This window comes from Methylorubrum sp. SL192 (assembly GCF_026672325.1).
GTDB classification, from domain to species: domain Bacteria; phylum Pseudomonadota; class Alphaproteobacteria; order Rhizobiales; family Beijerinckiaceae; genus Methylobacterium; species Methylobacterium extorquens.
The window spans coordinates 1886653-1905909 of the sequence record NZ_JAPPQV010000003.1; the positions used below are offsets into that span (position 1 = coordinate 1886653).

Sequence of the window (19257 nt, forward strand, 5' to 3'; positions counted from 1 at the left end):
CCTTCCGGAAAGGTTGGATCCATGCCCGTCATCGACCGCATCGCCGATCTCTCGGAGGAGATCACCGCCTGGCGGCACGATCTCCATGCCCATCCGGAGCTTCAGTACGACGTTCACCGCACCGCCGGTTTCGTGGCGGACAAGCTGCGCGCCTTCGGCTGCGATGAGGTCGTTACCGGCATCGGCCGCACCGGCGTCGTCGGGGTGATCCGGGGGCGGGCGCACGGCTCCAACCGCGCGATCGGTCTGCGCGCCGACATGGACGCCTTGCCGATCCAGGAGATCCGCGACCTTCCCTACCGCTCGATCGCGCCGGGCAAGATGCACGCCTGCGGCCATGACGGGCACACCGCCATGCTGCTCGGCGCCGCGAAGTACCTCGCCGAGACCCGCGACTTCGACGGCCGCGCGGTGCTGATCTTCCAGCCGGCCGAGGAGGGCGGCGGCGGCGGCGAGGCGATGGTGCAGGACGGGATGATGGAGCGCTTCGGCGTCGAGTCGGTCTACGGCCTGCACAACGTCCCTGGCCAACCGCTCGGCACCTTCGCGATCCGTCCCGGCCCGATCATGGCCTCCACCGACCGCTTTACGATTTGGATCGAGGGGAGGGGCGGGCACGCGGCCCTGCCGCAGGCGGCGGTCGATACGGTGCTGGTCGGCAGCCACATCGTCGTCGCCCTGCAATCCATCGTCGCCCGCAACATCGATCCGCTCGATTCGGCGGTGGTCTCCGTCTGCGCAGTCGAAGCCGGCGAGGCGTTCAACGTGCTTCCGCAGATGGCGGAGCTGCGCGGCACGATGCGGGCCCTGACGCCGGCCGTGCGCGACCTGATGCGCGAACGGCTCGCGGCGATTGCGGAGAATGTTGCCATCGCTTTCGGCGCGCGGGCGAACGTCGATTTTGCCAGTGGCTATCCGGCGACCGAGAACCACCCGGCCGAAACCGACTTCATGGCCGATGTCGCAGCGCAGGTCGTCGGTGAGGATCGTGTCGAGCGGGACGTGGCGCCGATGATGGCGGCCGAGGATTTCTCCTACATGCTGGCCCACCGGCCCGGCGCCTACATCTTCATAGGCAATGGCCCCTCCGCCGGCCTCCACCACCCGGAATACGACTTCAACGACGCCGCCATCCCCTACGGCGCCTCGCTCTGGGCGCGGATCATCGAGACCGGGCTGCCGGCCTGAGAGCGGCAAGTTCTTTGATCGCGCATCATGCAGGGTCGCGACGGAGCGGAAGCCTCAAGCGGCATGGACCCGCTTCAGGAACGTCCCGATCGCGACCTGCAGCGCGGCGCTGCCGTGCCCGACTCGCTCGGCACCGGAGCACACCTCGTCGGAACGCTCCTCATTGGAGGCGGCCGCGGCGCGGATCCCCGCAATGCTCCGCGACACCGTGCGGGCATCCGCTGCGGCCCCGGCAATGGCACATGCGATCTCGTGGCTGGCCTGTCCCTGCTGCTCGGCCGCCGCGGCGACTTCAGCGGCGATGAGGCTGAGCTGGGCGATCGTTTGCCCGTTCTCGCCGATGGCACCGCTCGTGCCGCCCGCCGCCTGCTGGATCGCTGCGATCGGTGCGCGTCTGCCGTTGCGGGCCGACCTCTCACGCTGCCTCAATGCGTGGAGGTTGCCGCCAATTCGAGCGCGCTTCTCGGGTGCGGTCGAGCGAGCCGGTTGAGCATGCGCCCGACGGGACGCTCGAAGCCGTAATAGGTCAGGAACGCCAGCACGAGGCAGGCCGGCACAGCCATCGCGTTGGCGGCGATGGTCGTGCCGACCTTGCGATGCACGAGCGCGATCACGAACCCATGGGTGAGGTAGAGTGAATAGGAGGCATCTCCGATCCGCTCCAGGGCGGCGAGGGCGCGCCGGGGCCAGCGCCCAGCCCGCTCGATCGCCAGCGCGCCGCAAACGATGAGGAAGGCCGGGCCGCCCCATACGAGCGGCCGTAGGGCTTCCGTGTAGTGCCAAGCGAGCTCGGCCGCGACGAGGCAGGTCGCGCCGACGGCAACGAGGCTCAGCCCGCGTCCGAGACCGGCGAGACGGATCGGCCCGGCAAGGGCAAGGCCTGCAATGAATTCGAGCATGATCGCCGAGGTCCAAAACCGCAGCGGGGCGTTCTCGGGCGCGAAAATCGCGCCCGCGATCACGAGCCCGGCCAGGGCTGCCGCGCAGAAGGTGCGAGGCGCGCCGATCCAGAGACCAGCGGCGAACAGGACGTAGAACAGCATCTCAGCATTGAGCGTCCAACCCGAGATCGCCAACGGCCAGATCTGACCTTCGGCGTTGTAGTAGGGCACGAAAAGTAGGGATTTCGTCAGGGTGGCCCCATCGAAGCTGAAGCGGGCGAACAGTCCTGCTAGCGCGCCTGCGCAGAGCACAAGAGTTGTTGCCCAATAAAGCGGTACGATACGTATCGCACGTTTCAAAATGAATTGGCCCGGGGGAACTTTGGTATCTACACGTCCCATAACAAATCCGGAAACGACGAAGAATATATCAACGCCAGCGGCGCCGGTTACGAAACGGTGGTCCGATAAGTGGTGAGCTGCAACAAGCAGCGCGGCCGTAGCCCTGAGTGCCTGGATTGAAGCGAAACGCATCTCCAACACCTCGCCAAGTCGGCATATCACACTATGCAAATCATCTCCTGAAAAAGCAAAAATCTGACCAATCGAGAATGGCTAGTTTCAAGAGAGACCTGACAATCGTATCCCTCTGTTCAGTCCTCACAGCCCGATCCTACCGGTTTCATTTTCCAGGCGACGGAACGTCGGTCCACGGCGATTCCTCGATGGCTGGCAACGCCGCGCCGAACGGCACCGTCTCGTCGAGCCGATCGCCGGCGAGCGCCTGCATGGTGGCTTTCACCCTTGTTCAGACGGCGTGTTCGATGGATTGGGCCAGACCTCGGGCCTGAAGCCCGGCATTCCAGAACGATTCGGTGAGGGCGGCGCGGGCCTGTTCCTGCGATGCCTGCCGCAGCGCGAAGGCCGAGATGCCCGCTCCGACGAGGCCGAGGAGCCCGACGGCCATTGCCAGCTTGAAGCCGAGCGATACGCGCATGAAAAAGCCCGCCGATCCGTAGAATCGACGGGCTTCTATGGAGAGCGTTTTTGCTCGAAGGTTAGATTGAGCCGGCTATTCTCGATTGCGTTCGATGAAGTGGCTGTGAACACTTCTTTTGATGTGAATCACTCGATCGACCGCGCGAGAGAACCGATCCTTCAGTTTCTCGGTGCCGCCGTTCCGCCGAGGTGAAACACGCGATGCGGCACCAGTTCGCCGCGCTCGACATCGCCGACGGCGACGAGCACGCCGCCGCAGGTCGCGTAGGCCTTGCCGCCGATCGGCGCGTCCTGCCCGCGCAGAATCACCGGCTGACCGCGCATCAGGCGAAGCCCCATGTCGCGGCTGACCGCCACCGAGGGAACCTCATCCAGAGCCGTTTCCACCGCGTGGAGATGCATCTCGGTGCTCTCTTCGAGGGTGGCGACGCTGCAGGCGGCCGCCTCCTCGAAGGGGCCCACGCGGGTGCGCCGCAGGGCCGAGACGTGACCGTAGCAGCCGAGCACCCGGCCGAGATCGCGGGCCAGCGCACGAACGTAGGTGCCCTTGCCGCATTCCGCTGCAATCACGGTGCGGTCGCCGTGGTGCTCGATCACCGAGAGGTGGTCGATGCGCACCGAGCGGGCCACCAGTTCCACCACCTCGCCGTCACGGGCGAGGTCGTAGGCGCGCTCGCCCTGAATCTTGATGGCGGAGTAGCGCGGCGGCACCTGTTCGATCTCGCCGACGAAGGCGGGCAGAGCCGCCTCGAGCGCCTCGAGGGTCGGGCGGACGTCGGAGGTCTCGACCGGACGACCTTCGGCATCATCGGTGTCGGTCTCGACACCCCAGGTCACCTCGAAGCGGTAGGCCTTGCGGCCATCCATGACGAACGGCACCGTCTTCGTTGCCTCGCCGAGCGCGATCGGCAGGATGCCCGATGCCAGCGGATCGAGCGTGCCGGCATGGCCCGCCTTCTTGGCATTGAACAGGCGCTTCACCACCGCCACGGCTTGGGTCGAGGTGATGCCGACGCCCTTGTCGAGCACCACCCAGCCGCTCACGTCGTTTTTCTTCGGCCGGTCATGGCGCGGACGGCCGCGCTGAGGGCGGCGTCCACCCCGCGGCGGTCCGTCCCGGCGCAGATCGCCCCTCGGCTCCTGCGGCGCTTCACCGGCGCGTTCGGGAGAAATGTCGTCTTGCATCCTGTCCTCGATCGACGGGTTCTCTAGAGCATCGTCCCGAAAGGTGGCCACCGGCTCTCGGCAAACGACGATGAAAAAACAAAAGCGGAGAGCATCGGCCTGGAATGGACATCCAGGACGAGGCTCTTGAGCGGCTCAGCCCATCAAGGGGCCATCAGGCGGCCCGTTGGGCGAAGGGGCGGAGCAACGGCAGCCGCCCGGATGGAGATCAATCGCGCGAGGACGAATCCGGTTCGCCCTCGTCGTCCTCGCGAGGCGCACTTTCCAGATCCCGCTGGACCTTCTCGCTCCGCAGGAGCTGGTCGATCCGGGCCGCCTCGTCGAAGGTCTCGTCGCGCCGGAAACGCAAGTCGGGCGCGAATTTTAGGTTCACCCGCCGGGCCACTTCCTGGCGGAGTATCTTCTTGTGGCGCTCGAGCGCGGCGATCACCGGGGCCTCGTCTTGGCCGCCGAGCGGCATGACGTATGCGGTCGCCAATTTGAGGTCCGGCGACATCCGAACCTCGGGAACGGTGACGACATGCGAGCCGAGCACCGGGTCCTGAATGTCACCACGCTGCAGCACTTCGGCCAGAGCGTGGCGGATGAGTTCGGCCACGCGCTGCTGACGCTGCGTGGGACCGGAGGGAGTCTGCTTTTGGGCCATCGGCTGATCGACGTCGCTGAACCATCAGGCGGGTGCCTGGAAACAAAGGGGGCCGCAGCTTTCGCCGCGGCCCCGTAAGGAAGAGCGGTAGGGGAGGGCCGCTCAGAGCGTGCGCTTGATTTCCTCGACGTTGAAGCACTCGATGAAATCGCCCACGCGCATGTCCTGGTAGTTCTGGAAGGACATACCGCACTCGTAGCCGGCAGTGACTTCCTTGGCGTCGTCCTTGAGGCGCTTGAGCTGGGACAGCTTGCCCTCGTGGATCACCACGTCGTTGCGCAACAGGCGGACATGGGCGCCGCGCTGGACCACACCCTCCATGACCCGGCAACCGGCGATCTTGCCGACCTTCGACACGTCGAAGATCTGCAGGATCTGCGCCTCGCCGAGACGCTCCTCGCGAAGCGTCGGCGGCAGCATGCCCGACAGCGTGGCTTTGATGTCGTCCACGAGGTCGTAGATGATGCTGTAGTAGCGGATCTCGGTGCCGTCGCGCTCGGCCGCGTTGCGTGCTTCCTTGTGGGCGCGCACGTTGAAGCCGATCACCACCGCCTTCGAGGCGTTGGCGAGCGTGATGTCCGACTCGGTGATGCCGCCCACGCCTGAGAGCAGGATGCGAACGCCGACCTCGTCGTTGCCTAGCGCCGTGAGAGCGCCGTTGATGGCCTCGACCGAACCCTGCACGTCACCCTTGATGATGATCGGCAGTTCCTTGCGGTTCGCGCCTTCCTTGGCCTCGCGCATCATGTCGACGAGCGAGCGGTTGGCACCGCCGGTGCGGGCGTTCAGGCGCTCGCGCTTGATGCGGGCGCGGTACTCGGTGACCTCGCGGGCGCGGGCCTCGTTCGGCACCACGATCACGCGGTCGCCGGCGTCCGGCGTACCGTTGAAGCCGAGCACCTCGACCGGGACCGAAGGGCCGGCATAGGGTACGTGCTTTCCGGTATCGTCGATGAGGGCGCGGATGCGGCCCCATTCGGCGCCAGCGACGACGATGTCACCGGTGAACAGCGTGCCGCGCTGCACGAGCACGGTGGCGACGGGGCCGCGACCACGGTCGAGCTGAGCCTCGATCACGGTGCCTTCGCCATCGCGCTTCTCGTTGGCGCGCAGGTTCAGGATCTCGGCCTGGAGCTGAAGGCCCTCGAGAAGCTCGGGCAGACCCTCGCCGGTCTTGGCGGAGACTTCGAACTCGAGGGTCTCACCGCCCATCGACTCCACTTGGATGTCGTGCTGCAGCAGCTCGGTGCGCACCCGCTGCGGGTTCGCATCGGGCTTGTCGATCTTGTTGATGGCGATGATCATCGGGACGCCCGCCGCCTTGGCGTGCTGAATCGCCTCGACGGTCTGGGGCATCACGCCGTCATCAGCCGCCACCACGATCACGACGATGTCCGTCACCTTGGCGCCACGGGCGCGCATGGACGTGAAGGCCGCGTGGCCGGGGGTGTCGATGAAGGTCACGAGATCGCCCGAGGGCGCCGCCACCTGGTAGGCACCGATATGCTGGGTGATGCCACCGGCCTCACCCTCGACCACGTTGGCCGCACGGATCGCGTCGAGCAGCGAGGTCTTGCCGTGATCGACGTGACCCATGATCGTGACGACCGGCGGACGCGGATCCAGATCCTCCTCCAGATCCGGCTCGTCCGAGGTCAGACCTTCCTCGACGTCTGACTCGGCGACGCGGCGGACCGTGTGGCCCATCTCCTCGGCGATGAGCTGAGCCGTATCCGAGTCGATCACGTCGGTGATCTTGTGGATCTGGCCCTGCTTCATCAGCAGACGGATGACGTCCACCGCACGTTCGGACATGCGGTTGGCGAGTTCTTGGATGGTGATCGTCTCTGGAATTGTCACGTCGCGGACGATTTTCTCCTTGGGCTCCTCGTGCCGATGCCCGCTCATCCGCTGCTGGCGGCGGCGGAAGGAGGCCACGGAACGAGTGCGCTCTTCCTCGCCCGCAGTTGCGTTGGCGATGGTGAGGCGGCCACGGTTACGGTCACCGCCCGGCGACTTCGGCGTCTTGGGCGGCGTAATGATCTTGAGCGGCATACCGGGGCGACGAATCACCCGCTTGGTATCCGACTCCTCCTCGGCCGCGGCGGCGCCGGGACGACCGGCGGGACGCGCAGCGGCGCCCGCACCCGCGGGGCGGGCGGCGGTCGTGGGGGTCGGCGCCTTCTCGGGCTCCGGCGCCGGGGCCGGGCGCGCCATGAAGTTCAGGTCGCGCGGCTTTTTGATATCCGCCGTGATGGTACGGCGCGGCTCGGCCGGCGGCTGCGGCGCAGCCGGACGGGCAGCCGACGGTGCCGGACGGACACCGGGGCGGGCGCCGGACGCGGCCGGACGCTGGGCCGCACCACTCGGACGCGCGGCCGACGGAGCGGCAGCGGGACGTGCGGTGGCCGCGGGGGCCGGACGCGCAACCGGGGCTGCGGCCGGGGCCGGTGCAGCAGCCGCAACCGGCTCCGATGCCGCGGGAGCGGCAGCAGCGGGCGGGGCCTCGGCGGCGGGCAGGGCGGCAACGCGCGCAGCCTCTTCCTCGGCGCGGCGACGCGAATCTTCGGCGGCCTTGCGGCGGAGTTCGTCTTCCTGACGGCGCCGCTCATCCTCTTCGCGGCGGCGTGCCTCGGCAGCCTCACGCTCGCGGCGCTCGGCTTCCTCACGGTCGCGGCGGGCCTGGATCTCGGCCTCGGCACGGGCGCGGGCCTCGGCCTCGCGACGCTGTGCATCGGCCAGGGCGGCAGCGCGGGCATCCCGCTCCTGCTCGCTCAGGGTGCGCAGCACGACGCCAGAGGCGCTTCGGCCAGCCGGACGCGCGGCCGGCGTCGGCGCGGGCGCCACGGAGGCAGGACGCGGCGGAGGCGCGGTGACGGGCTCACGGGGCGCGACCGCTCCGGGCGCGGCGCCGATCGTACGCCGCTTCACCGTCTCGACCACGACGGACTTCGACCGCCCGTGGGAGAAGCTCTGACGGACCGTTCCCTGCTCGACCGGACGCTTGACCGTCAACGGCTTCGAGGGGGCTCTGGTCTGCGTCTTGTCACCCGGATTGTTCGTATCGCTCATTCAGTCTGAACCCTGAGGGTTTCCATCGTCCCATCGGCCGGCGGCGGGCATGCCCGGCCGAGTGTCATGTCAATTCGTCGTCGTGCGAATCGAAGGCGGTCGCGCCAGCAGCAAGCGGGGCGTCCTCTTCAGACGCCGACGCCATACCCTCGAAGGTGCGGAACCGACGCCAACGCGCGAGATAGCCGGTAGTGCCGGCTCCCGCGATAAGGGCAGCGTGTATCACATGATCCCGGCCCAATGCCATGTCCAATTCGGTGTTGGACAGGTCATCGACAACGGGAATAACCGATATGGCATCGCCGTAGCGCCGCCGCAAGGCAGCTGCGAGCTTGCGCCGGCCGTCCGGAGCGGCATCGCTGGCGTGAATCACCGCCGCGACGCCGACCGCTCCGAGAATCGCCGACTCGACCTTGCCAAAGCCGGTCACGACGCAACCGGCTTTGTTGGCCATGGCCAAGGCCTGACGCAGATCGGTGCGAAGACCCTCGGCGACCTGATCGGCGAGATCGTGCGGGACCTTCGCCTCGTTGGACTTGAAGGCGCGGTTGAAGGCACGGCGCTTGACCGCAGCTTCGATCGTCGCGCGGGTGGCGGTCACCCAAGCGCCGCGACCCGGCAGGCGTGCGCGCAGATCCGGCACCACCGTGGCGTCGGGCCCCAGCACGAAGCGGATCATCGCCGAGGGCGACTGAGCCTTACGGGTGACGATGCAGGTGCGCACAGGCTCCCGGCCGCGGCCGGGGCCACGGTCGAGATCCGGGCCGGTCTCGGCCGATTCGCCGTCCGTGCCCCCCTGCGCGATCATATCCTGCACCGTGTCTCCGTATGTGTCCCCGCGCCTCCGGCTCAAGCCTGCTGCGGCTCGGCCGTCGCTTCCTCGGTCGCCTCGCCGTCCTGGGCGTCGCCCTCGGAGGCCTCACCCTCCGGCTCCGGTAGCGCGTCGATCCAGCCGGCCTTCAGACGGGCGGCCATGATCAGCGCCTCGGCCTCGGCCCGCGACAGTTCGAAGCCGTCGAGATAGCCGGCATGGCGCACGGCCTCGGGGCCGCGGCCTTCGGTGTAGCCGACGAGATCGTCGGTGGCGCACCCGGCGAGGTCTTCGACGGACTTCACCTCGTTCTCGCCCAGCGCCACCATCATCGCGGTGGTGATGCCGTCGATCTCGCGCAGTTCGTCCTCGACGCCGAGTTCGCGGCGGCGGTCGTCCTGCTCCTGCTCGATGCGGGCGAGATAATCCTGGGCGCGGGCCTGGATCTCGGCACCGGTCTCCTCGTCGAGACCCTGGATGTTGGAGAGCTCGGCGACATCGACGAAGGCGATTTCCTCGACGTTGCGGAAGCCTTCGGCGGCCAGCAACTGGCCGACCGTCTCGTCCACGTCGAGCGCTTCCATGAACGCTTGAGTGCGCTCCGCGAACTCCTTCTGGCGCCGCTCGGATTCCTCGGCCTCGGTCAGGATGTCGATGTCCCAGCCGGTGAGCTGCGAGGCCAGCCGCACGTTCTGGCCGCGGCGGCCGATCGCCAGCGAGAGCTGGTCGTCGGGCACCACCACCTCGATGCGGTCGGCCTCCTCATCGAGCACCACCTTCACGACCTCGGCCGGCTGCAGTGCGTTGACGATGAAGGTCGCCTGATCTTCCGACCACGGGATGATGTCGATCTTCTCGCCCTGAAGCTCGCCGACCACCGCCTGGACGCGGGAGCCGCGCATACCGACGCAGGCGCCGACCGGGTCGATCGACGAATCGCGGGAGATGACGGCGATCTTGGCGCGCGAGCCGGGATCGCGGGCGACCGCCTTCACCTCGACAATGCCGTCGTAGATCTCCGGCACTTCCTGGCCGAACAGCTTGGCCATGAATTGCGGGTGCGAGCGCGACAGGAAGATCTGCGGCCCGCGCACCTCGGAGCGCACGTCGAACAGGTAGGCGCGGATGCGGTCGCCGGGGCGGAAGGTCTCGCGCGGGATCATCTCGTCGCGGCGGACGATGCCCTCGCCGCGGCCGAGATCGACGATGACGTTGCCGTACTCGACGCGCTTGACCACACCGTTGAGGATCTCGCCGATCCGGTCCTTGTACTCGTCGTACTGGCGGGCGCGCTCGGCGTCGCGCACCTTCTGCACGATGACCTGCTTGGCCGACTGCGCCGCGACGCGGCCGAAATCGAACGGCGGCAGGGTATCGGAGATCACGTCGCCAATGAGGGCGCCGGGGTTGTAGCGGCGGGCCTGATCGAGGGTGATCTCACGGGCATCGTTCTCGACCTGATCGACCACGAGGAGGTGGCGGGACAGGCGCAGCGCGCCGCTCTTCGTGTCGATCTCGGCGTGAACGTCGGTCTCGGCGCCGTAGCGGGAGCGGGCCGCCTTCGCGATCGCCTCTTCCATCGCCTCGATGACGATCTGGCGGTCGATCACCTTCTCGCGGGCGACCGCCTCGGCGATCTGCAGGAGTTCGAGCCGATTGGCGCTGACGACAGCCATGGGGTCTGGTCCTTCCTTCGGTCGTGTCTTCCGCTGCGAGAGCGGACTTATTCTCAAGGTCTTCTTGCATCGCGACGGCGCCGGCACCGGCCGCTCGAAGCGATGCCGCGGAATCAGTGAAGCGTGTCGCGGTTCTTGAGGCGGGCGGCTTTCGTGACGATGCCGCCGCCGGGCTTGGGCTTCTTCGCCTTCACCGGCTTGTCGGATTTCTTGTCCAGCTTGGGCTTGGGCCGCTTCGGCTGCGGGATGAAGCGGACCTGCGGCGCCTCGTGCTCGGCTTCCGCGCCCTCTTCCTCGTCGCCCTCTTCGCCCTCCTGCGGCGGGGCGGAGCCACGGCGGAGCGATTCGCGAATCAGCTCGTCCGTCAGAACAAGATGCGCCTCGCCGAGATCACGCAGCGGCACATCGATGCGGCTTGGAAGGCCCGGCTTCACGTCGGGCAGATCGATCGGCACCGTGGTGCCGTCCGCGCTCGGAACCCCGATGATGCCGCGGAAGCGCTTGCGCCCGTCCATCGGCACGGCAAGCTCGACCTTCGCCTCGTAACCGGCCCAGCGCTCGAAATCGGACACGCGCACCAGGGGCCGGTCGATGCCGGGCGACGAGACTTCGAGATAGTAGGCGTCACCGACCGGGTCCTCGAGATCGAGGATCGGCGAGATCGCGCGGCTCACCGCTTCGCACTCGTCGACGCCCATCGTGCCGTCGGGCCGTTCGGCCATGATCTGCACGGTGCGGCCGTTGGTGTTCGAGATCTTCACCCGGACCAGCCGGAAGCCGAGGCCCTCGATCGGTCCCTCGACGATCTGGGCGACGCGCGCGGCGACGCCGGTCTCGCTGACAAGACGTTTCTCGGTAGGCTCCGCCATGCTGTGATTTTCCGAAGGTCTCGATCGGGGTTGAGCTTGGCAAATCCAGCGCTGGAGGTGCCGCGAAAATAAAAAAGAGCGGACCCCGGGGGGCCCACTCCCGCAAGCAGCCTATCGACTGCACCAGAAATGTTGAGCCGTGACTTAACCCCGCTGCGTGGCGAATTCAAGCGTTTCGAAGCGCGATCCCCGGCCCCCCGCGCCGCGATCCGGCCATCTCCGGCTGCAAACACCGCCTCGTCCGCACGCGAGAGGGGAGGGAGCATGCAGCCACCGAGGATCGGACCGGATCCGGATGCTCTGCACCCGATGGCCGGGCACAGCCGCGTGACCTTCATCCGCAACCTCGACCTGCCGGAGAATGTCGAGGTCGGCGCCTACACGTATTACGACGATCCGGCCGGCCCACAGGCCTTTCTCGACGCGATCCTCTACCACTTCCCCTTTATCGGCGACCAACTGGTGATCGGGAAGTTCTGCGCCATCGCCGCGGGCACGCGCTTCTTGATGAATGGCGGCAACCACCGCCTCGACGGGCTCTCGACCTACCCCTTCCCGATCTTCGGCGGCGACTGGATCAGCCGCTTCGAGGGCGAGCTGAACTTCCCGAATCGCGGTGACACGCGCATCGGCAACGATGTCTGGCTCGGGTATCGCAGCACCGTGATGCCGGGCATCACGATCGGCGACGGGGCGGTGGTCGCGGCGCATTCGGTGGTGGCGGCGGACGTCCCGCCCTATGCGATCATGGCCGGCAACCCCGCAAAGGTTGTCCGCCGCCGCTTCTCGGAAGAGGACGCCGCGCGACTGCAGGCGGTGGCGTGGTGGGATTGGCCGATCGAGCGGATCACGGCTCACCTACCCCTGATCGGCGGCGGCGACATTGCCGCGCTGGAGGCGGTGGCGCGGGACGGCTGATCGGTGGTGCCGTAGGGGACCAGGGGCGGCGCCAGCTTCATCGGCCCGTGCTCGGTGGCCAGAACCGCCGCGATCCAAGCGATCAGCAGGACGAAGAGAACGACCTCCCGCAATGAGAGACACCTCGGGCGCTTTTTCGGACGATTGGCCATTTGGCAGAGGTCGGAAGCGGGTATGGGCCGCCTTTAACATCCGATTTTTTCTTACATATGTTAGAACACGACGCGCTCGACGTCGTGGATCGTGCTCCTGCTTCGGACGATCGCCCAAACGAAAACGCCGCCCCGGTCAGGGACGGCGTTTCGAGATGGTCAGGGCCGTGAAAGGCTAGGCGGCCTGCTTGGCCTTGTTCAGCAGCTTGCGGTTCACCAGCACCTCGGCGATCTGCACCGCGTTGAGGGCGGCGCCCTTGCGCAGGTTGTCCGAGACGCACCAGAAGTTCAGGCCGTTCTCGACCGTGGCGTCCTCGCGGATGCGGGAGATGTAGGTCGCATCCTCACCCGCCGCCTCGTGCGGGGTCATGTAGCCGCCGTTCTCGCGCTTATCGATCACGAGCACGCCCGGCGCCGCACGCAGGATCTCAGTCGCCTGCTCCGGCGAGATCGGACGCTCGAACTCGACATTGACCGACTCGGCATGACCGATGAAGACCGGCACCCGCACCGCGGTCGCCGTGAGCTTGATCTTGGGATCGAGCATCTTCTTGGTCTCGGCGACCATCTTCCACTCTTCCTTCGTGTAGCCATCCTCCATGAACACATCGATGTGCGGGATGACGTTGAAGGCGATCCGCTTGGTGAACTTCTTCGTGACCACCTCGCCGGCGGTGAAGACGGCGCGGGTCTGGCTGAACAGCTCGTCCATCGCGTCCTTCCCGGCGCCGGAAACGGACTGATAGGTCGAGACCACGACGCGCTTGATGGTGGCCGCCTCGTGCAGCGGCTTGAGCGCGACGACGAGCTGCGCGGTCGAGCAGTTCGGGTTGGCGATGATGTTGCGCTTGGAGAAGCCCACCACCGCGTCGGCATTCACCTCCGGCACGATCAGCGGCACGTCGGCGTCGTAGCGAAACGCCGACGAGTTATCGATCACCACGCAGCCTTGGCTGCCGATGCGCGGGCTCCACTCCTTCGACGTCTCGCCGCCGGCCGACATCAGGCAGATGTCGGTGTCGGAGAAGTCGTAGGTGTCGAGCGTTTTGACCTTGAGAATCTTGTCGCCGAAAGAGACTTCCTGGCCCAGGCTCCGGCTGGACGCCAGCGCCACGACCTCGTCGGCCGGGAAGGCGCGCTCGGCCAGGATGTCGAGAATCTCCCGGCCCACATTGCCCGTGGCTCCGACGACGGCGACCTTGTAACCCATCTCACCAAACTCCGCTGCGCGGGCCGGATGTCACCGGACCGCCTCTTCCCGTAGCCGGCGGACGCACCGCTCGGGCCTAGGTTCGGGAAGATTCCATAGGCTGAAGAACCCGCCCCGGTTCGTCGAGGTGGGCTCTCAAAGCACCCGGAGCAAGATGCCCGGAGTGCTCCCCTGTCAAGGGGCAGCTGCCGGCCGTGGCTGCGCAGACGTGACAGGATGGTCCGCGCGGCAACCCGGCATTCACCATCGGACGAGGAATCCGAGGACAGGCCGTGTTTCCTCAACCCGCTGGTGGCGGGCGCCGGGGCAGAGATCGGGCAACGGCGAGGGCCTTTGCGGCCCCGCGGACCCGATAAAGGCCTGCGCATGCTCCCCCATCCGGACGACGCCTTCGACAGATCCGACGATTTCCAGGATCTGCCCTGTCCCCGTCCCCGTCCCCTCGGCCATCTGCGGCTGGCGGCTAAGCTTGCGGCCAGTGCGGCCCTGATCGCCGGGCTCTCCCTGGTCGCCCGCGATCGGGCCGTGGCACCCGAGCCGCCGCAGTCTTGGAGCGAGCCTCCGCGGGCCGCCGAGGGCGCACGCCGGGCGATGGCCGCGACGGAGCCGCTGCTGACGTTGCGGGACGACGCGGCCGAGTTGCCGCCCCAGCCGGGACCGACGCGGTGGAATTCTGGCAACGGACAGCGTGAGGACAGCGTGAGCCAGGGCGCGTTCGACATGATCGAGGCGCCCTACCTCCTCCTCACCGCCACTGATGCGGGCGGCCGAGCCGAGCCGGGCGCCAGCCTGTTCGTGACGCTGGTGCGCCGGGCGGCCGACGGGCGCGGCCTCTCCGTCATCCGCACCGGAGAGCGCGGCATCGTCGCGACCACCCTCGGCAGCTTCGAGACCGTCGAGGCCACGCTGTCGGCGGCAGGCAAGCGCAGTTGCACCGGCTTTCGCAGCCTCGACCTGAAGGCGGTGGCGATCGACGGCTGGTTATGCGGCATTCTCGGGCAGGCGCCGGAACCCCGCTCCGTCGCCTGCGCCATCGACCGGATCACGCTGGCCGGCCGTGTGACGGCGGCGCTCGGCGCCGATGCCCTCACCGGTGCAAGCGCCTGCCGGATCGAAGAGACCGCCGCGTTGCCGGGCGACAGCACCGGCTCGATCGCCGTCGCCGAGGCGTCGACGAAAAACAATACGGCAAAAACGCGGCGAAAATGATGAAGCGCGGCCATATTCGCGGAACAACGGCCACGCCAGAACGTCTACTCTGCAACAAGCGGGATTCTTAACGAACGGCCCGTACCGTAGGCTCTCACACGACAAGGTACGCCATGCGCTTTTCCAAGCTCGCCCTGTTGGGCGCCATGACCCTCACCGCGATCGGCTTCGGAACCAGTGCTGAGGCCCAGGGCCCCTACGGTAACCCCGGCTACGTTCGTGTGAGCCAGCCGCTGCCGATCCGCATCCGTCCGCGGTCCTGGCTCGATGCCGGCAATGTGGTCGAGCCCGGTAACGGCTCGGTGGCGAACCCGGCGACCAACCCGGCTTTCATCGCTGCCTCGAACGCACTTTTGCCGCCCTACGGCCCGACCGACCGTTACGGTCGTGGTGTGCTGCCCGATCCGATCACCAACGGCCCGTTCATCGGCGCGCGCTCGACGGCGATCCGCAATGTCGATTTCTCGGCCGTCGACGCGATCGACCCGACCTCCTACGTGGCGCGCTACGGCAACCCGTACCGGTAAGAACGACGCGTCTGAGCGACGGATGGAGCGGGCCCTTCGGGGCCCGTTTTCGTTTCGAGGGCGTCAGGTCTTGAGCACCGGCTCGGCGACGTCGCCCGCGCCACGCTCGGCCAGATAATGGGGCTGGAACAGGCACATGCGCACCGCGTCGCGGTAGCGGCCGTTCACGAAGAACTCGTCCCTGAGAATGCCCTCGGGGCGGAAGCCGCAGCTCTCATAGATGCCGGCCGCGCGTTTGTTGTCCTTGTCCACATGCAGGTAGAGCTTGTGGATGTTGAGCACCTTGAACGCGTAGTCGATGGCGATGCGGGTCGCGCGCTTGGCGTAGCCCTTCCCCTGATGGTCGGGGTGGATCGCGATCTGGAACTCGCAGCGGCGGTGCAGATGGTTGATCTCCACCAACTCCACCATGCCCGCGGGCTCGCCACGCTCCGTCGCGATGATGAAGCGCCGCTCGGTCTGATTGTGGATATTGCGCTCGTAGAGCTGCGCCAGCTCGGCGAAGGACTCGTAAGCCTCCTCGAACCAGTAGCGCATAATGCTGTCATTGTTGTTGAGCTGATGCACGAAGAGGAGGTCTTCGCGCTCCAGCGGTCGTAGCTTGATAGTCATGTCCGGACTCGGTCCAGGGCGGAATCGGTTTTGGCCCCTGGCCTACTCCCACACCGACCAAGACGGAATGATGAAAGCCGGCTTCAAAGCGCGCGAAGCCCGGCTTCCTCCGAAGCTAAGACGCGGGCGGCGGCCTCGTCCAGGTCATCGAGCGGGCCCCGGAAGCGCAAGGCCCGCGTCGGCTCGCCGGCCCGCATCACCAGAACCACCGTCTCGACATCCGGGCAGCCGGGATCGGGGCAGGCGATCTCGTTGACCGACAGCGCATCCGCCTCGCTCAAGCCGAAGGCCGGGTGAAGCAATGCCTTGGCGCGCGAGGCCGCCTGCGCCAGCCCGGCCGAGCGGGCACGCCAATCCTTCAGGCTGATGAAGCCCATCCTGCCTGCCTCCGCTCAGGCGGCCCGGCGCCAGACCGGGAACGGATTGTGCAGGTCGCGATAGGCCTCCGCATCGAAGCGCCGAACCTCCGCCGGACCGACGAGGCAGGCATCGAGCGCATCGGAGATCGCGTCCCGGTCCATGCCCCGGCCGATGAAGACGAGTTCCTGGCGGCGGTCGCCCCAGACCTCGCTCCAGACCGTGTGAAGGCGCTCGCGGAAAACCTTTTCGTCGGGCCAGCGCTGGTGCGGCACCGCTGCCCACCAGAACCCCATCGCGCCAATATGCGCGACGGCACCGGCCAGTGAAAATTCGCCGACCCATTCCGGCCGGGTCGCGAGCCAGAAATGACCCTTCGCCCGGATCAGGCCCGGCCAGGTCGTGTTGGCGAACGGCTGGAATTTCTGCGGATCGAGCGGCCGGCGCGCCCGGTAGACGAAGGAACTGATGCCGTATTCCTCGGTCTCCGGCACATGCTCGTGGGCGCCGTAGAGCGCCTTGAACCAGAGCGGGTGCTCCTGCGCCTTCTCCTCGTCGAATAGCCCGGTATCGAGGATGGCGTCCGGCGGCACTTGGCCGTGGGACGCCTCGACGATGCGCGCATCCGCGTTGAGCCCCCGCACCACCGAGCGCACGAGGTCGAGATGATCCGGCGAGACGTCGCGCGCCTTGTTGATTACGACGACGTCGGCAAACTCGATCTGCTCCACCAGCAGATCGACCAGGGTGCGGGTGTCGTCGGCGCCCGCGGTCTCGCCGCGCTGGCGCAGAAAGTCGTTCGAGCCGTAATCCTTCAGGAGGTTCACCGCATCGACCACGGTCACCATCGTGTCGAGCCGCGCCACGTCGCTGAGCGCTTCGCCGGCCTCGTCGCGGAAGGAGAAAGTGCTCGCCACCGGTAATGGCTCGGCGATGCCCGTGCCCTCGATCAGCAAGTAGTCGAAGCGGCCCTCGGCGGCGAGGCGGCGAACCTCGGCCAGCAGGTCATCGCGTAGGGTGCAGCAGATGCAGCCGTTGGTCATCTCCACAAGCCGCTCGTCCGTGCGCGACAGATCCGCCCCACCGCCACGGACGAGGTCGGCATCGATATTCACCTCGCTCATATCGTTGACGATCACCGCGACGCGCCGTCCCTCGCGATTGTTGAGAACGTGATTGAGCAAAGTCGTCTTGCCGGCACCGAGGAAGCCCGACAGCACGGTAACGGGGAGGCGAGAGGGGGTCTCAGACATGGTTCATCCGCGAAGGCGAGGCTTAAAATGTTACTTTATAACATTGCAAACGCACAGAGCCGTCAAGTCGGATGAGTGGAAAAGACGGTCGACTCATCGACCGTCTCGGGAGAAAAGGCCGGGGCGGCACCGAGGCGGACGCACCGCGCTCGCGCCGCGGGACCAATGCGGTGTTTCATCGGTTGCAACCGCACGCATTCGGTTTGCACGAAGGAGGGTGAACGGGTGCGACCCTGGCGCGAGGGACCGGGCGACCGGCGCAGCTACCATCACGGCAACCTCAAAGAGGCGTTGATCGAGGCCGCGCGCCGCTTCATCGCCGAGCGGGGCATCGGTGGCTTCACGCTGGTCGATGCCGCCCGCTTGGTCGGGGTGACGCCCGCGGCGCTCTATCGCCATTTCCGCGGGCGCGAGGCGCTGTTGGAGGAAGTGGCGGGCCGCGGCTTCGCCGACCTTGCCGACCGACTGGCGCGGGCGCTAGCGGGCCGTGGCACGCCGCTGGAGCGGTTCACCCGCATGGGTGAAGCCTATCTCGCCTTTGCCGAGGAGGAGCCGGGCTACTACGCGGCGATCTTCGAAGTGCGCGGTCAGGCAGCTCCGGCGCCCGCCCCTGAGCGGCCGAATCCGTTCGACCTTCTGGTCGAAGCCCTCCGCACGACCTTCCCCGACGGTTTCGACGGTGTCGACCCGCGCTTCCTCGCACTTGAGGTCTGGGCGCTCTCGCACGGGATCGCCACGCTATCGGCTGCCGGCCAGCTGCCGAAGCCCGGGCCGGACAAGTACGAATTGCTGCGCGCCGGCGTTCTCGCGCTCGTCCACGGCGCCGGCGGGCGGGCGAAGGACAAAGGCTAGCGCAAGGCGTTCGCGCCGCCGAAGCAGGGCCAACGCCTGAGGCCGGCAAAATCCGGGCTGATCGCTCTCGCTCGATGGCCGGCTGTTTGAAGGCCGCACCCTTGAAACGGCTGAGACGGGTCCGCATGTAAATGTTGTTCACATTCACACCCCGGAGTCCTCAGCCGTGAACACGTCCTCCACCTCTCCCTGGTCCTGCGGCGCGTCTCACCGCAGCGGTCCTTTTCCCAAGCGTTCCCTCGAAATCGGCGCGATCGTCGTCGCGTTCATCTATTGGTGGCCGGTCGCCGCCGCTTACGTCGCCTGGAAGATCGCGGGCTATCCCGCCTTCAGCCAGATGAAGGAGTTCGCCAACAGCGGCAGCTTCAACTTCGCGGGCGGTGAGGGCCGGTCGCGCTTCGCCCGCGCTTTCGCGGCGGCGAAGGGGTATTCCGGCACCAGCGCCACATCCGGCAACTGGGCCTTCGAGGAGTATCGTCGGGCCGAACTTGAGCGCCTGGAAGCACGTCGCCGTGCGCTTCAGGAAGAGAGCCGCGCCTTTACCGACTTCGTCGAGGAGCTGAAGCGGGCGAAAGACCGCGAGCAGTTCGACGCCTTCATGGCCAAGCGCCGCTCCGAGGGCGGTGGCCCGACCATCGAAGCCTGATCGTTCCGCTTCTCGTCCGATCGCTGCTCCAGTGAAGGGCCCCCCGCCGGCAGGCGGGGGGCCCTTTGTGCGTTGGAAAACAAAGAGCGTGCGCTGCAGCAAATCCGTCACACCGGGCGGTTGTCGCCGCTCGAACCCGCCATAACTGCGACGAGGGGGAACAAGCGTTGGCTGGGCGCCTTGTGAGACACAGG

The 19257-nt window shown here is 67.2% G+C and carries 19 protein-coding genes; 6 read left to right on the forward strand and 13 right to left on the reverse strand.

Annotated features, from left to right (window positions below):
• The first annotated feature begins 21 nt into the window (after positions 1–21).
• A complete protein-coding gene (locus tag OVA30_RS09645) occupies positions 22–1188 on the forward strand; it encodes a M20 aminoacylase family protein (protein WP_147018575.1) in 1167 nt (388 codons plus the stop codon).
• A gap of 54 nt (positions 1189–1242) precedes the next feature.
• On the opposite strand, the gene OVA30_RS09650 is transcribed toward OVA30_RS09645, so the two are convergent.
• From OVA30_RS09650 to rimP, 9 genes are all read right to left on the reverse strand, one after another.
• Positions 1243–1617 carry a chemotaxis protein gene (locus OVA30_RS09650; protein WP_268175303.1) on the reverse strand — a complete coding sequence of 125 codons (375 nt, stop codon included), beginning with the start codon at positions 1615–1617 and terminating at the stop codon, positions 1243–1245.
• Positions 1614–2603 (reverse strand): acyltransferase family protein, encoded by a 990-nt coding sequence (locus OVA30_RS09655; protein ID WP_268175304.1) that lies wholly within the window; start codon positions 2601–2603, stop codon positions 1614–1616. The genes OVA30_RS09650 and OVA30_RS09655 overlap by 4 nt, the downstream gene beginning before the upstream one ends.
• 274 nt (positions 2604–2877) lie before the next feature.
• Complete coding sequence (locus OVA30_RS09660; RefSeq protein WP_268175305.1) at positions 2878–3066, reverse strand: hypothetical protein; 189 nt, start codon at positions 3064–3066, stop codon at positions 2878–2880.
• A gap of 161 nt (positions 3067–3227) precedes the next feature.
• Positions 3228–4253, reverse strand: coding sequence for a tRNA pseudouridine(55) synthase TruB (gene truB, locus OVA30_RS09665; RefSeq protein ID WP_182567352.1), 1026 nt, complete (start codon positions 4251–4253; stop codon positions 3228–3230).
• Positions 4254–4461: 208 nt separating this feature from the next.
• Positions 4462–4899 carry a 30S ribosome-binding factor RbfA gene (gene rbfA, locus OVA30_RS09670; protein WP_003605149.1) on the reverse strand — a complete coding sequence of 146 codons (438 nt, stop codon included), beginning with the start codon at positions 4897–4899 and terminating at the stop codon, positions 4462–4464.
• A 102-nt stretch (positions 4900–5001) separates the two neighbouring features.
• On the reverse strand, positions 5002–7971 hold the full coding sequence (gene infB / locus OVA30_RS09675) for a translation initiation factor IF-2 (RefSeq protein ID WP_209688542.1): 2970 nt from the start codon (positions 7969–7971) through the stop codon (positions 5002–5004).
• A 64-nt stretch (positions 7972–8035) separates the two neighbouring features.
• A complete protein-coding gene (locus OVA30_RS09680; RefSeq protein WP_268177479.1) occupies positions 8036–8779 on the reverse strand; it encodes an RNA-binding protein in 744 nt (247 codons plus the stop codon).
• 41 nt (positions 8780–8820) lie between these two features.
• Positions 8821–10458: a transcription termination factor NusA gene (nusA, locus tag OVA30_RS09685; RefSeq protein WP_268175306.1), complete on the reverse strand. Its 1638-nt coding sequence runs from the start codon at positions 10456–10458 to the stop codon at positions 8821–8823.
• Positions 10459–10571: 113 nt separating this feature from the next.
• Complete coding sequence (gene rimP, locus OVA30_RS09690; RefSeq protein WP_268175307.1) at positions 10572–11327, reverse strand: ribosome maturation factor RimP; 756 nt, start codon at positions 11325–11327, stop codon at positions 10572–10574.
• Between the two features lie 264 nt (positions 11328–11591).
• Here rimP and OVA30_RS09695 point away from each other — a divergent pair, with 264 nt between their 5' ends.
• Entirely contained in the window at positions 11592–12245 is a 654-nt protein-coding gene (locus OVA30_RS09695) for a CatB-related O-acetyltransferase (RefSeq protein ID WP_268175308.1), read from the forward strand.
• A gap of 327 nt (positions 12246–12572) precedes the next feature.
• Here the strand turns inward: OVA30_RS09695 and OVA30_RS09700 are convergent, their stop codons facing one another.
• Positions 12573–13607: an aspartate-semialdehyde dehydrogenase gene (locus OVA30_RS09700; RefSeq protein ID WP_268175309.1), complete on the reverse strand. Its 1035-nt coding sequence runs from the start codon at positions 13605–13607 to the stop codon at positions 12573–12575.
• A 366-nt stretch (positions 13608–13973) separates the two neighbouring features.
• Between OVA30_RS09700 and OVA30_RS09705 the strand changes: the two genes are divergently transcribed.
• Both OVA30_RS09705 and OVA30_RS09710 read left to right on the forward strand, forming a co-directional pair.
• The gene (locus OVA30_RS09705) at positions 13974–14816 is read left to right on the forward strand and encodes a hypothetical protein (protein ID WP_268175310.1); all 843 of its coding nucleotides are present in this window, start codon (positions 13974–13976) and stop codon (positions 14814–14816) included.
• A 113-nt stretch (positions 14817–14929) separates the two neighbouring features.
• The gene (locus OVA30_RS09710; RefSeq protein ID WP_003598945.1) at positions 14930–15343 is read left to right on the forward strand and encodes a hypothetical protein; all 414 of its coding nucleotides are present in this window, start codon (positions 14930–14932) and stop codon (positions 15341–15343) included.
• A gap of 63 nt (positions 15344–15406) precedes the next feature.
• Here OVA30_RS09710 and speG read toward each other — a convergent pair whose 3' ends face one another.
• The 3 genes from speG to zigA form a co-directional block, all read right to left on the reverse strand.
• On the reverse strand, positions 15407–15955 hold the full coding sequence (gene speG / locus OVA30_RS09715; protein WP_012254078.1) for a spermidine N1-acetyltransferase: 549 nt from the start codon (positions 15953–15955) through the stop codon (positions 15407–15409).
• Positions 15956–16038: 83 nt separating this feature from the next.
• Positions 16039–16332, reverse strand: coding sequence for a hypothetical protein (locus tag OVA30_RS09720; protein WP_015823045.1), 294 nt, complete (start codon positions 16330–16332; stop codon positions 16039–16041).
• 15 nt (positions 16333–16347) lie between these two features.
• Complete coding sequence (zigA, locus tag OVA30_RS09725) at positions 16348–17565, reverse strand: zinc metallochaperone GTPase ZigA (protein ID WP_268175311.1); 1218 nt, start codon at positions 17563–17565, stop codon at positions 16348–16350.
• 225 nt (positions 17566–17790) lie between these two features.
• Here zigA and OVA30_RS09730 point away from each other — a divergent pair, with 225 nt between their 5' ends.
• Both OVA30_RS09730 and OVA30_RS09735 read left to right on the forward strand, forming a co-directional pair.
• Positions 17791–18417 (forward strand): TetR/AcrR family transcriptional regulator, encoded by a 627-nt coding sequence (locus OVA30_RS09730; RefSeq protein ID WP_015823047.1) that lies wholly within the window; start codon positions 17791–17793, stop codon positions 18415–18417.
• 166 nt (positions 18418–18583) lie between these two features.
• A complete protein-coding gene (locus tag OVA30_RS09735) occupies positions 18584–19063 on the forward strand; it encodes a DUF2852 domain-containing protein (protein WP_056504315.1) in 480 nt (159 codons plus the stop codon).
• The last annotated feature ends 194 nt before the right edge of the window (positions 19064–19257 follow it).